At 51.0% G+C, this 13007-nt stretch carries 16 protein-coding genes; 9 read left to right on the top strand and 7 right to left on the bottom strand.

The features are described from left to right. Positions 1-76: 76 nt before the first annotated feature. The gene (locus BUQ98_RS10295; RefSeq protein WP_074213768.1) at positions 77-940 is read right to left on the bottom strand and encodes a YicC/YloC family endoribonuclease; all 864 of its coding nucleotides are present in this window, start codon (positions 938-940) and stop codon (positions 77-79) included. 159 nt (positions 941-1099) lie between these two features. On the opposite strand from BUQ98_RS10295, the gene rph reads away from it, so the two are divergent. Both rph and pyrE read left to right on the top strand, forming a co-directional pair. Continuing rightward, positions 1100-1819: a ribonuclease PH gene (gene rph, locus BUQ98_RS10290; RefSeq protein ID WP_074213767.1), complete on the top strand. Its 720-nt coding sequence runs from the start codon at positions 1100-1102 to the stop codon at positions 1817-1819. A 95-nt stretch (positions 1820-1914) separates the two neighbouring features. Further along, positions 1915-2556: an orotate phosphoribosyltransferase gene (gene pyrE, locus BUQ98_RS10285; protein ID WP_074213766.1), complete on the top strand. Its 642-nt coding sequence runs from the start codon at positions 1915-1917 to the stop codon at positions 2554-2556. Between the two features lie 63 nt (positions 2557-2619). On the opposite strand, the gene slmA is transcribed toward pyrE, so the two are convergent. Continuing rightward, positions 2620-3210 (bottom strand): nucleoid occlusion factor SlmA, encoded by a 591-nt coding sequence (gene slmA, locus BUQ98_RS10280; RefSeq protein ID WP_025744387.1) that lies wholly within the window; start codon positions 3208-3210, stop codon positions 2620-2622. A 196-nt stretch (positions 3211-3406) separates the two neighbouring features. Further along, entirely contained in the window at positions 3407-4657 is a 1251-nt protein-coding gene (gene coaBC, locus BUQ98_RS10275; RefSeq protein WP_074213765.1) for a bifunctional phosphopantothenoylcysteine decarboxylase/phosphopantothenate--cysteine ligase CoaBC, read from the bottom strand. A 245-nt stretch (positions 4658-4902) separates the two neighbouring features. On the opposite strand from coaBC, the gene radC reads away from it, so the two are divergent. The 5 genes from radC to mutM all read left to right on the top strand — a co-directional run bounded on the left by radC (position 4903) and on the right by mutM (position 7622). Continuing rightward, positions 4903-5586, top strand: a complete 684-nt coding sequence (gene radC / locus BUQ98_RS10270) for a RadC family protein (protein WP_074213764.1) — start codon at positions 4903-4905, stop codon at positions 5584-5586. A gap of 185 nt (positions 5587-5771) precedes the next feature. Continuing rightward, positions 5772-6008, top strand: coding sequence for a 50S ribosomal protein L28 (rpmB, locus tag BUQ98_RS10265; RefSeq protein ID WP_025673845.1), 237 nt, complete (start codon positions 5772-5774; stop codon positions 6006-6008). A 13-nt stretch (positions 6009-6021) separates the two neighbouring features. Next, positions 6022-6192, top strand: a complete 171-nt coding sequence (rpmG, locus tag BUQ98_RS10260) for a 50S ribosomal protein L33 (RefSeq protein WP_025673846.1) — start codon at positions 6022-6024, stop codon at positions 6190-6192. A gap of 119 nt (positions 6193-6311) precedes the next feature. Beyond that, positions 6312-6791 carry a hypothetical protein gene (locus tag BUQ98_RS10255; RefSeq protein WP_074213763.1) on the top strand — a complete coding sequence of 160 codons (480 nt, stop codon included), beginning with the start codon at positions 6312-6314 and terminating at the stop codon, positions 6789-6791. 18 nt (positions 6792-6809) lie between these two features. Next, a complete protein-coding gene (mutM, locus tag BUQ98_RS10250) occupies positions 6810-7622 on the top strand; it encodes a bifunctional DNA-formamidopyrimidine glycosylase/DNA-(apurinic or apyrimidinic site) lyase (RefSeq protein WP_074213762.1) in 813 nt (270 codons plus the stop codon). Here the strand turns inward: mutM and coaD are convergent. After that, complete coding sequence (gene coaD / locus BUQ98_RS10245; protein ID WP_074213761.1) at positions 7617-8123, bottom strand: pantetheine-phosphate adenylyltransferase; 507 nt, start codon at positions 8121-8123, stop codon at positions 7617-7619. The genes mutM and coaD overlap by 6 nt on opposite strands. A 161-nt stretch (positions 8124-8284) precedes the next feature. Here coaD and BUQ98_RS10240 point away from each other — a divergent pair, with 161 nt between their 5' ends. Then, entirely contained in the window at positions 8285-8995 is a 711-nt protein-coding gene (locus BUQ98_RS10240) for a 3-deoxy-D-manno-octulosonic acid kinase (protein WP_074214201.1), read from the top strand. 4 nt (positions 8996-8999) lie between these two features. On the opposite strand, the gene waaA is transcribed toward BUQ98_RS10240, so the two are convergent. Then, a complete protein-coding gene (waaA, locus tag BUQ98_RS10235) occupies positions 9000-10259 on the bottom strand; it encodes a lipid IV(A) 3-deoxy-D-manno-octulosonic acid transferase (protein ID WP_074213760.1) in 1260 nt (419 codons plus the stop codon). A 76-nt stretch (positions 10260-10335) separates the two neighbouring features. Between waaA and BUQ98_RS10230 the strand changes: the two genes are divergently transcribed. Continuing rightward, on the top strand, positions 10336-11187 hold the full coding sequence (locus BUQ98_RS10230) for a glycosyltransferase (RefSeq protein ID WP_074213759.1): 852 nt from the start codon (positions 10336-10338) through the stop codon (positions 11185-11187). Here the strand turns inward: BUQ98_RS10230 and BUQ98_RS10225 are convergent. Beyond that, positions 11184-12218, bottom strand: coding sequence for a glycosyltransferase family 4 protein (locus tag BUQ98_RS10225; RefSeq protein ID WP_074213758.1), 1035 nt, complete (start codon positions 12216-12218; stop codon positions 11184-11186). The two genes, BUQ98_RS10230 and BUQ98_RS10225, sit on opposite strands and share 4 nt — an antisense overlap. A gap of 4 nt (positions 12219-12222) precedes the next feature. Beyond that, on the bottom strand, positions 12223-13005 hold the full coding sequence (locus BUQ98_RS10220; protein ID WP_074213757.1) for a glycosyltransferase family 2 protein: 783 nt from the start codon (positions 13003-13005) through the stop codon (positions 12223-12225). Positions 13006-13007: the final 2 nt, after the last annotated feature.

The raw sequence follows: 13007 nt of genomic DNA, 5'->3' as shown, positions 1-13007 counted from the left end.
AATACAAAACAACCCGACCTGTAGAGCCGAGCTGTCTTTATATGACTGATAGTTAAGTGCCGCGAACCGCTATTTATCACTCAATATTCTGGATCTGCTCGCGCATTTGTTCGATAAGCACTTTGAGCTCGACGCCGGAGGCGGTGATCTCGGTGCTGATTGATTTGGAGGCGAGGGTGTTGGCTTCGCGGTTGAACTCTTGCATCATAAAGTCCAAGCGTCGGCCGCAAGCGCCACCTTTTTTGAGGATTTTATGTGCTTCTGAAACGTGTGAGTCCAAGCGGTCAAGCTCTTCTGCAACATCCACTTTTTGCGCCAGCATCACCATTTCTTGCTCAACGCGGGCTGGGTCGAGTTCCACTTTGGCTTCTTCCAAACGTGTGGTTAAGCGTTCACGCTGCCACTCAATCACGGTGGGCATCTTTTCACGCACTTTGATCACTTCGGCGCTAATGGCATCGAGTCGCTGTTCAATCAGGGCTTTCATGTTCTCGCCTTCGCTGGCTCGAGCCGCAATAAAGGCCTCTAGTCCGTCATCTAAACCTTCGAGTAAAACACGGTGCAACTCATCGGTATCTTGCTCCGGCGCTTCCATTACACCCGGCCAATTCAGTACTTGAAACGGATTGATGTTGCCTTCACCTGCAGTCTCTTTTACCCATTTGGCGGCGTGAATCACTTGCTTGGCCAGCGCCTCATTGATAGTGAGCTTATCTTGGCTGGCTTGTGAGGTATCAAAGCGCAGGTTGCATTCCACTTTGCCGCGGGCAAGGCGCTTGCGAAAACGCTCGCGTACCACAGGCTCAAGGCTACGTAGCTGCTCAGGCATGCGAATGTAGGTTTCGAGGTAGCGCTGGTTAACGGAACGGATTTCCCAAACCGCGTTGCCCCAGTCGCCCTTAAGTTCTTGTCGGGCGTAGGCGGTCATACTGTGGATCATGTGTACCTGCTTTGTGTGCTTAGAGTGAATAGTTAAGAGTATACGCATCTGCTCTTCTTGCGTCAGCTGTCTTGGTGTGAGGGGCGGACAGGGATCGCAAGCGAGCGGAGAAACACGTATAATCGCGACCACATTCTGTCAGTCAATAAGGTAACTTGCATGCGCCCAAGTGGAAGAGCACTCGACCAAATCCGTCCCGTTAGCTTTACCCGCGGTTTTACGGCCCACGCAGAAGGCTCTGTGTTGGTGTGCTTTGGTGATACCAAGGTGATTTGTAACGCCACGATTGAAGAGGGCGTGCCGCGCTTTTTAAAAGGCAAGGGCCAAGGTTGGGTGACTGCCGAGTATGGCATGTTGCCACGTGCGACCCACACCCGTAACCGCCGTGAAGCGTCAAGCGGCAAACAAGGTGGCCGTACCGTCGAAATTCAGCGCTTGATTGGCCGCAGTTTGCGCGCCGCGGTGGATTTAAAAGCCTTAGGTGAGCGCACCATTACGGTTGACTGTGACGTGATTCAAGCCGACGGTGGCACGCGTACCGCGTCCATCTCTGGAGCGAGTGTGGCACTGGCGGACGCGCTTAATGCACTGGTACGTAATGGCAAGCTGGCGGCTAACCCCATGCGTGGTCATGTGGCCGCCGTGTCGGTGGGCATTTATCAGCAAACGCCGATTTGCGATCTCGAATACGTGGAAGACTCGGCGGCAGATACCGACATGAATGTGGTGATGCTCGAAGATGGCCGCATGATTGAGGTGCAAGGCACTGCCGAAGCGGAGCCGTTTACGCCAGATGAGCTGAACGCGATGCTCGCGTTGGCCAGTAAGGGCATTGATGACATTGTCGTCGCGCAAAAATCGGCACTCGCCGACGCATAACAGATTGAATAGCTCCCACATCGGGGGCTATTTTTTTATCTATCCGACCCCGGGTGACATGTGGCGTGTCACCAAGACAACCAAGAGAGGAACGAATGAAAGCCTATCAGCGCCAGTTTATTGAGTTTGCCCTAGAGCGTGAGGTGTTAAAGTTTGGCGAGTTTACCCTTAAATCAGGGCGGAAAAGTCCGTACTTTTTTAATGCCGGCTTGTTTAACACTGGGCGAGACTTGGCAAAACTGGGTGAATTTTATGCGGCCGCGTTGATGGATGCAGGGATTGATTACGATGTGTTGTTTGGTCCTGCGTACAAAGGGATCCCGATTGCAACGACCACCGCGGTAGCGCTTGCTGCGCACCATAATGTGGATACGCCTTATTGCTTCAACCGTAAAGAAGCCAAAGACCATGGTGAGGGCGGTAACTTGGTAGGCAGCGCGCTGAGTGGCCGTGTGATGTTGGTGGATGATGTGATCACTGCAGGTACCGCTATTCGTGAGTCAATGACACTGATTCAGGCGCAAGGGGCGCAGCTTGCTGGGGTGTTGGTGGCGATTGACCGCCAAGAGCGTGGCCAAGGAGAGTTGTCGGCGATTCAAGAAGTGGAGCGTGACTTCGGTTGCCAGGTGGTTTCCATTATCAGCTTGTCGGACTTGGTCGCCTATTTGGAGCAAAGCCAAGCGGATCCGGCTCATCTAGCGGCGGTGAAAGCGTACCAGGCGAGCTACGGGATTTAAGTCACACGTGTGCAGCTGGCTGGCTTGAGTGCGCCAGCTGCACTACGCTCGTTGCACTGCTATTTACTGCAGTTGATTGGTGAGCAGTTGCCAGTATTGCTCGAAATTGGCGGTCGGTAGCTGTTTAAATGACGAGCGTACGTAGCGACAAAAGCCGCCTTCCACTTGGCTAATCAATTGACTGGCAAGCACCGCCTCATCCAATGGAAACCCCTTTCCTTCACGTAAACGACGCTCGCGCAGTACTTGCTTAAGCTGTGCCTCGACGCGTTCAAACAGCTGGTTGATACGCGCTTGCAATCTATCTTGCTCAAACATCAATGCATGACCTGTCATGATGCGTGTTAGCCCCGGATTACGCTCACCAAACACCAGCAGTAATTGCAGAATCAACTTGAGGCGGACCAAGGTGTCTTTTTCTTCTTCAATGATCAGGTTGATACGGGATAACAGTGAATCTTCGATAAACTCGATCAAACCCTCGAACATGCGTGCTTTGCTGGGAAAGTGACGGTAAAGCGCGGCCTCTGATACACCCACTTGCTCGGCAAGCTTGGCGGTGGTGATGCGTTGGCTCCCTTGGGTTGACTCCAGCATTTGCGCTAATGCTTGGAGGATCTCTTCGCGGCGATTACTTTTTTTTGGGGCTGCCATGGATGCGATTCCTTTGTCTTTTTATCTATCACTCTGGCGACGTTTAAAAGAGGCATCATGGAGAGGTGCCGCCGAGTGTCAGTCTTTATGGCTATCTTAGCGACGAGGTCTCTGTATTAAAAGCAAAAAGCGTGGCCATGGCGCACGCTTTTGAACTTGTATTTTGGCGATAAGTAGGTTGCCCCTCTCACCCGCGTCAATGCTCATCCTGGATGGTTTGCTGTAAATAGCGTGCATGTATGTGCGTCATCACCTCGTGGGCTAATGTGCGCTTTTCCGCGACAGGCAGGGCCTTGTCTCCCCCAGGCCAAAACAGATGCAAGGCATTGCGATCGCTGTTAAAGCCTTGATCGGATTGAGACACATCGTTAGCACAAATCATATCCAGTTTTTTGCGCGCCAGTTTATCGCGCGCGTAGGCTGCGACATCCTGGGTTTCGGCAGCAAAGCCGACAGTGAACGGACGATGCTGGGTGAGACACGCTACCGAGGCGATAACGTCGGGATTCTTCACCATGGTGACGGTCATCATGTCTTTATCAGCCTGCTTTTTCATCTTCTGCTCGGCCATGGTCTGTGGACGGTAGTCCGCGACCGCGGCACAGCCGATAAAAATATCCTGGTCGGTGATGCTTTCATGCACCGCATCATGCATTTGTTGGGCGCTGGTGACATCAATACGCGTGATACCTGCCGGCGCTGACAGCGCGACTGGGCCAGAGACTAAGGTCACGTCGGCCCCTAAACTTACGGCTGCCTCGGCGAGGGCATAGCCCATTTTCCCAGAGCTATGATTAGACAGATAACGAACAGGGTCCAGCGCTTCTCGGGTGGGGCCGGCGGTAATCATCACTCGTTTGCCAGAAAGCGGTTTGGGACCTGCCCAGTGCTCACACTCGGCCACTAAGGCCAGAGGCTCGAGCATGCGCCCTGGGCCGACATCGCCACAGGCTTGCGCACCATTATCGGGCCCCCATATCAGGCAGCCACGAGCCCGCAGCCCGCTTAAGTTCGCCTGGGTGGCTTGGGCGCGGTACATTTGCTGGTTCATCGCTGGCGCAATCGCCAGAGGCGCATCGGTGGCCAAGCATACGGTGGTGAGCAAATCATTGCCCATGCCAGCGTGGATCCGGGCCATCAAATCGGCAGTTGCCGGGGCAATCAGCACGAGATCCGCCCATTTAGCCAGTTCAATGTGTCCCATTGAGGCTTCGGCAGCCGGGTCGAGCAAGCTATCAGACACGGGATGCCCAGAAACGGCTTGCATGGTCAATGGTGTAATAAACTCTTTTGCGGCATGGGTCATCACCACCTTGACGGTGGCCCCACGCTCGATGAGGCGGCGGGTGAGATCGGCACACTTATACGCGGCAATCCCGCCACCCATGCCAAGCAGAATACGTTTACCGGCCAGCGTCTGGGCTGGCTGCTGTGAACTATTGGCCATAATGCTCTGTGTGTTTGAACGACAATGACGAAACCATACCATAATCCTTAGCGCAAAAAGCTTGTTTGAGCGCATGAATCCGCATGGGGTGTGACGTGCGTTGCATGTGATATGGCTAGCGCGTGGCTGAAAGCGTTGACGGTGGCACATGATAAAACCACGAGCGCGCCGCAGTTAAAAGGAAAAGAGATTGCGGCATGGTAGACGCTTACTTTAACTGGCGGCAACGTTGAAGAGGAATAATAATGAGCTTAAAAACCTTGCCCTTAGACTGCCGCCCAAGAGAACGCTTATTGGCGCGTGGCGCAGACAGCTTGTCCGATGCTGAGCTGTTAGCGATATTTTTACGCACGGGCGTGACGGGAATGAGTGCCGTCGCATTGGCTGACCACTTACTCAATGATTTTGGTTCGTTGCGAGCGTTGATGGGGGCCGAGCAATCCGTCTTCTGCCAGCGGAAGGGGTTAGGCAGTGCGAAATATGCGCAGCTTCAAGCCGTGCTTGAGCTCAGTCGGCGCTATTTAAAAGAGACTTTGAGTAAAACCGATGCCCTAACCAGCCCCGATCACACTCGGCGTTACCTCTCTACGTTACTTCGCGACCGACCGCGTGAAGCCTTCTATGTATTATTCCTTGATAACCAGCATCGGGTGATCGCGGATGAGCAATTATTTGAAGGAACCCATAATGCGGCGAGTGTTTATCCGAGAGAAATTGTTCGTCGCGCGTTGGAGCTGCATGCGGCGGCGTTAATTTTGGCCCATAATCATCCTTCTGGGGTTGCTGAGCCGAGTCAAGCGGACCGACACATTACCGATAAAATCGCCAATGCCTTGTCATTAGTGGATGTTCGCGTGCTAGATCATCTGGTGGTTGGGGATGGAGATGTGGTATCGTTCGCCGAAAGAGGTTGGTTGTTATCCCCCTAAAGATCGCCTTTGGCGAAAAAAACGATCAAAAAGCGTATAAAAGGATCTGCTCGGGACTTGAGCAATCTGAATTCTGTTAGTATAATGCGCCACCTTTGATAGCCTTGACCTTCGACCTGACCTTAACGTTGCAGGACTGGCGGACAAGGTTGATATCGAGCCGAAACGATTTTGGAGAGACTTTCATGTCACGAGTATGCCAAGTAACTGGCAAGCGTCCTGTAGTTGGTAACAACCGCTCTCACGCTAAGAACGCCACCAAGCGTCGTTTTCTGCCGAACCTGCAAACTCATCGTTTCTGGGTAGAAGGCGAAAAACGCTTCGTTAAACTGCGCCTGTCCACTAAGGGTATGCGCATCATCGATAAAAAAGGCATCGAATCTGTACTGACAGATATGCGTGCCCGCGGTGAGAAAGTATAAGAGGAATTAGAGAATGGCTAAAAGCGGCGTTCGTGAGAAGATTCGTCTAGTATCCTCAGCGGGTACTGGTCACTTCTACACTACAGATAAGAACAAACGTAACATGCCGAGTAAATTCGAGATCAAGAAATTTGATCCTGTAGTTCGTAAGCACGTTATGTATAAAGAAGCTAAAATCAAGTAATTTGATGGATGCTTTGAAAAAGACCCAGCCTCGGCTGGGTTTTTTTATAACTAAAATCTGCCAGCGTTTGCGGTTATACTGCGAAAGGTAAGCATGGCATTATCGGTGGGTGGATAAGCATGAAGCTAAAACGGCAGACATGGAACAACATCCTGATTTTTTCAGTGGTGGTTTTTTTTGGCTTAATGCTGTTACCCGATTATTTACGTCATCAGCGTCAATCCCATGCTATGCCTGAGGGGGTGATCGCGCTGGTGGAATCGCGTAGTGAGGTCCTGTCACTACGTTTTGCGCATTTAACCTTGACCCGCACTCTGGATGGTTGGCAAACCGACAAGGCTCTCGTGATTAGTCCGACGGAGCTGGCTCAGCGCTGGCTTGGATTAACGGGGACACAAGTGGATGAAACCACCTTACAGTCATTGCGCCTCCAATTAACGGCTCCGCGTACGCTTGAGTTGACCTTTGGCCCAGAGAAAGAGCCGATCCGCATTACCTATTATCAGCAACCCCAGTTTTGGTTAATGCAAAATGAGCAAGGCCAATGGCTAGCAGTTTCTGTTGATAGTCGGTATCTTTTCCCGTTATCGAAATCGTGAGAACCCAGAGCCATCCCTATGCCAGAATTACCAGAAGTGGAAGTGAGCCGCTTAGGCATCATACCGTATGTCGAAGGACAAACGGTGACCGACATAACGATTCGTCAGCCTAAGCTGCGTTGGCCCATTCCTGATACGTTGCAGCAACTTAAAGGGCAGGTGATCCGCCGGGTGACCCGTCGCGCCAAATACCTATTACTGGAAACTGACGTAGGCACCGCGATTGTCCATTTGGGAATGTCGGGAAGCTTGCGTGTCCTCCCCCTGTCACAACCACCTGAGAAGCACGATCATGTTGATGTCATTCTTAGTAACGGACGATTGATCCGTTATCATGATCCACGCCGCTTTGGCGCTTGGTTATGGCAAGAGGGTGAGACGCCTCATGCCGTTTTAGGCAAATTAGGCCCTGAACCATTAACGGATGCGTTTGATCCCGAGTACCTGTTAGCGAAAGCGAAAGGGAAAAAAATGGTGATGAAGAGCTTTATTATGGATAACGCGGTAGTGGTAGGCGTGGGGAATATTTACGCCAATGAATCGCTTTTTTGTGCCGGGATCCACCCCAAACGCCCCGCAGGTAGCCTTTCTTTAGCTGAAGCAACGCGCTTGGTGGACGAAATTAAAACGGTGCTAGCGGCGGCAATTACCCAAGGCGGCACGACGCTGAAAGACTTTACTCAGGTAGACGGTAAAGCGGGTTATTTCGCCCAAGAGCTGCGTGTCTATGGCAAGTCGGGCCAGCCTTGCCCAGTGTGTGGTTCGGCGCTTGAACGTATCATTATCGGCCAGCGGGCAACCGTATTTTGCCCGCAATGCCAGCCCTTATGACGGTGTCTTGCCTTGCAGCTTGGCCTGCAAGGCCGTCAACACACTAGGCGCGACAAACTCACGGGTATCACCGCCGTGCAACGCGACCTCTTTGACCAAAGTAGAGGAAATAAACGAATGCTCCTCTGATGGGGTAAGAAAGACGCTTTCCAGTGTGGGCATCAGCCGGCGGTTCATATTGGCGAGTTGGAATTCATACTCAAAGTCGGAGACCGCGCGCAAGCCTCGCACCAGAATGTTGGCCTGGTACTGCTTGGCAAAATTGACCAGTAACCCTGAAAAACCAACCACAGAAACATTGGGAAGATGTGCGGTAACGGCTTGGGTGAGTGCCACTCGCTCATCCAGATCGAACAATGGTTTTTTGCTCGGGCTGGCCGCGATCCCCACAATCACGTCATCAAACATTCGTGCCGCACGTTCAATCAGATCCAGGTGGCCATTGGTGATGGGGTCAAATGTGCCCGGATAAATCACGCGTGTATGCTGTTTGTGTGTCACTGGTTTATCCTTAAAAACGTTGTTATGGGAAGAGGTTATCAAATCCTTGTTCATCACGCATTGTTCTTGCAACCCCGCGAGGTCTTGTCTGTGAATCCATTGACGAGCAAGGTACACTGATGCGCGCCAGCGTCAGTGTGCAAACAGGAAAAATCGTGAGTATAGAAGTCGAGCAACGCGAGAACGAATGTATTTGGTATGACTCTGCCTTGGTGGAAGGCGATCCTCGTCAGTATTTTGATATTCATTTTTGGCACCAGCAAGCGGCGGTCACTGGCTCAGCCAAAGGGCGCGGTACCACGTTTTTTATCCGAGGACCGAAAATGGAGATGGCGTTACGTCATTACTATCGCGGTGGTTTGTTTGGTAAATTCGTTAAAGATCAGTACTGGTTTCAAGGATGGGAGGCGACCCGTTGTGGTGCGGAGCTCAACTTACTGGCTTATCTGCGCGAGAAAAAGCTGCCTGTTCCTCGCCCTGTCGCCGCGCGCGCGATAAAAAATGGCCGCACCTACCGTGCCGATATCTTAGTGGAGAAAATTCCAGGCGCGCGTGATCTAGTTGCTGTCTTGAGTGAGAATAGCTTACTTACCCATGATTACCGTGCCATTGGTCGGCTGGTTCGCCGCCTACACGACGCCGGCGTGTGTCATACCGATCTGAATATCCACAACATCCTGCGTGATAGAAAAGGAAAGCTGTGGTTGATTGACTTCGATAAGTGCCAGCAGCGTGATGGAGAGCAGTGGAAAGAGGATAACCTTGCCCGCCTCCACCGCTCGTTTAAAAAAGAAAAAGAGAAGCGTCAGATCCGTTGGCAACCCGAAGATTGGGCTGCCGTATTAAAAGGCTACAATCATATCCGTAAGTAGCGCACTAGCGTGGATGATTAAGCCAGGGCGCGATCGCCTGCAAAGTGCGCTCGACCGCGCCGCGGTTTTGCTCTACCACAGAGAGCCCAGCGTTGCCGGCCTGTGCGGCAAGGGATGGGGCACTGAAAAAGGCGCCGATTTTGGCAGCGAGATCTTGGCTGTCGTTACACACCTGTAGGGCGCCAGCGTCAATCAGCGCATCGCCGATCACTTGGAAATTATAATAGCTTGGGCCCGTTAAAAGGGGCTTGCCTAACGCCGCGGGTTCAAGCAGGTTATGCCCACCTACTTTGGTACCCAGAAAGCTACCCGCCATCACTACCACATCTGCGCCAGCAAGGTAGGTCATCATCTCTCCCATGGTGTCGCCAAGATAAACTTGAGTACTGAGTGCCAGCGGCTCACCCTCGGTGCGTCGCTGCACACTGAGGCCTTGGCTAGCCACTTGCTGGGCAACATCATCAAAACGTTCAGGGTGGCGAGGGACCAGTATCAGTAGCGCGTCTGGATAATCGCGCAGTAATACACTGTGAGCGGCGAGCAAGGTGGTGTCTTCTCCCGCGTGAGTACTGGCACCTATCCAGCAAGGGCGATCACCGCGCGCTTGGCGAAGTGTGGCACCCAACGCCGGATCCACGGCTTTAATATCAAATTTCACCGAGCCAGCCACCGCAAGCTTGTCGTCAGCGACACCGAGGCTTGCAAAGCGCGCTTGGTCGTTTTGATGCTGACAAACGATTAAGTCGATATGTTTACTCATGGCTTGAAAGAGCGGTGCGATTTTCTGATAGCGTTGGCAAGCTTTTTGAGAAAGCCGGGCGTTGATAACCGTAATGGGAATGCCCGCTCGACCCACATGATGCAAGGTATTTGGCCAAAGCTCAGTTTCCATGATCACGCACACCCGTGGTGACACCGCGCGGAGAAAACCTTTTACCGAAAAAGGAAAATCAACCGGCATATAGCGGTGTATGATCCCATCAAGATGCTTGGCCTGCTCTGCGCCGGTGGCGGTGGTGGTGGTGACCAGGATCGGCACGTCTGGATAGGCTTGTTGCAGTGCGCTGATCACCGGCTTTGCCGCGAGTACTTCTCCCACCGACACCGCATGGAGCCAAATAGGCTGACCGTCTACGTTGGGCGTACCGCCAAAGTGCTCACGCCATCGCTCGCCAACAGCAGGCTTACCAGGCCGTTTACGATAAAGTCCGACAAGCAAAAAAGGGGCGGAAAGCGTGAGTAATAGTGTATATATCCAGCGCACAAGTAGGCCCTCATACCGACCACACATAGGAATGATATGATACAGTTACCGCAGCATTTTATGAACAACGACTGCTATGAAAACGACATCTGCAACCTTGATTATTTCTTTTTACAATAACAAAAACGCTTTGGAACTGATCTTTCAATCATTGATTGAGCAATGGAATCATGATTTTAATGTCGTGATAGCCGATGATGGTTCGAAAGAAGAAGTGAAAGACTGGTTATCTGTAAGAGTAGAGCAACTGCCATTTTCTGTTACACATGTTTGGCATGAAGATAAGGGTTTTAGGAAAAATAGAATTCTTAATAAGGCTGTACTTGCATCCAAAAGCGACTACTTAATATTTATTGATGGCGATTGCGTTCCTCAAAATAGATTTGTCAGAGATCATCTACAGGCTGCTGAATCGGGTGTTGTCGCTTGTGGGCGCAGAGTTGAGCTGTCTAAGAAGTACACGGATTTACTGGTGAAAGCTAATAATAAGTCTACATTTAGTCATAAGTATATACTCTCCATGCTGGTCGACTATCTAGGTAATCGATATGAGAAAAACACGACAGAGTATACGGGTAAACACCTTAAAAATGGCCTGTGTCTGCCTTGGTTGCAACGTTTAACGAGCCTTTCCTCGAAGCCAAGATCGATTATAGGATGTAATTTTTCCATATATAAGAAAGATTTAGAAAGAATAAACGGTTTTGATATGAACTATGAGGCGCCAGCAGTGGGTGAAGATACTGATATAGAATTCAGGCTGAAAGGTGTGGGCGTGCGAACCAAGGCTATCAAATTTGGTGCGGCGTTATTACACATGTATCACCACGAATTACCGAGGCCGTCAACTAACAAAGAAATCTTTCAAAGAACCGTTCAAGCAAAAGCGTTTTGGGCTTCTAATGGCCTCGACCAGTTGAAAGGTTAACTCTTTACTTTTTTATATAAGACTTCATATTTTTTAGCGCACTCAGATATGCCAAACTGTTTTATTCTAGCTGCGGAGTTTTCTTTTATTTGGGAAAGTATGACATCATCTTTGCTGATTTTGAGGGTCCTCGCGGCGAGAGATGCACTATCGCCTGGTGTGATTAAGTAGCCGCTGATGCTGTCTTCAATGATATCAGGTATCCCGCCGGCTCGAGCGCCTATCACGGGTAGCCCTGCTGCCATTGCTTCTAAAATGACTGAGCCCAACCCCTCGGTATAGGACGGGTGAACGAGCAGATCTGCCGCCGAAAACCAATCTCCCATATTGGTTTGTTTACCCATAAAATGCACATTCGTGAGCCCTTGAGCTTGCGCCTCGAGTGACGCGCGCTCTTTGCCATCACCCAGTAAACAAAACTGGATGTCAGGTGATGTGTCAGCAAGTAAGCGTGCAGCTTCAATAGTGACATCAAAGCCTTTATGCGCATACATATTGGCGGCATGAATGACCAAAAATTTCCCACGAAAGTGCGCTTTGATTTGCTCAACTTTATCTTGCGATACAGGGTACGTGACAGGAGAGCTAGGAATTTTGACTAACTTGGCATCGGGATGGCGTTTTTCTAGTTGATGGATAATTTCCGAGCTCAAGCCGACCAGCGCACTGGCTTTGCGGTAAGCAAGTTGAGATAACCACTTTTTCTTTAAAGGGTTATCAATACGGCGTGTCACTATGTAGGAAACACGATGCAATAGGTGTTGAAGCAACGCCCAATAAATGGCGCGGCCTTCGTGGACATGGACCAGATCGCATGTTGCGGTGATTGAGCGCCCGTGTCGCCGAGTATAGTGCGGACAAAGCACGATCTGGCATTGAGGTATCGCACGAAGTTCGTGGACCAGCGGGCTTTTGGGGTTCACCACTGCGGTGAGCTGATAGCCCATTTGGGCTTGTTGCTGTATCAAGGTGAGGGTTTGACGTTCACCACCGCTAAAACCTGACGCGAGATTGACGTGACAAATGTGCATATTGTCACCACACCTTATTGAAGTCTTCGTTTTCCAATACTTTCGGATCGCGTTGAAACTCCAAGAGTTTGGCATACTTAAGGTAGCTATTGACGGCTGAGCTCAGTGCGACTGTCATCCCGTCAACACCGCCTAAAAAGCCCCGCTGAAACAGATATTTGCGAATAAATGCATTGAGTCCGTGTATAAACGGTGAGAATGCGTTGGCGCGCTTGCCCTTTTGATACATGATTTTCGCGGCACGGCCGCTAAAGTTACGCCCAGGCTTGGCAAAGAGCTGTCCGATGTTCTCAAAGGAGTAGTGGATGAGATCGCAATCAAGCTGTTTAGGATTTTTAGCCTGTACTGCCGCGTGTTGCTTAACCTCGGCAAAACGAGTTTTTGATTTGTTATACAAGCGAATGCAGTAGTCTGGATACCAGCCGCACTGTTTCACCCAGCGGCTACCAATATGGTTACGACGGCGAAAGGCAAAGGCATCATGCGCTGTATTGACCAAATCTAGCGCTTGGATTTGCTGCACTGCTTTTTCGGTAAGACGTTCGTCAGCATCAATACTCAGGATCCATTGATTGTCAGTGTGCGCTAAGCCAACGTTTTTTTGCAGGCCATCACCGAGGTAAGCTTGAGTGACTACGGTGGCACCGAGTTGCTTTGCAATGGCAAGCGTGCGATCTGTGCTTTGCGAGTCAACCACCACAATGTCAGAGCACACCTTCTGGAGCGACTCGATACAAGCTTTGATGTTTTTTTCTTCGTTGAGCGTAATGACGACGCCTGTGATCATGA

Origin of the sequence: Salinivibrio sp. ES.052 (assembly GCF_900141775.1) — a bacterium.
Taxonomy (GTDB): domain Bacteria; phylum Pseudomonadota; class Gammaproteobacteria; order Enterobacterales; family Vibrionaceae; genus Salinivibrio.
The sequence above is the reverse complement of the archived record's forward strand: the minus strand, read 5'-3'. Positions and strand labels throughout refer to the sequence as shown.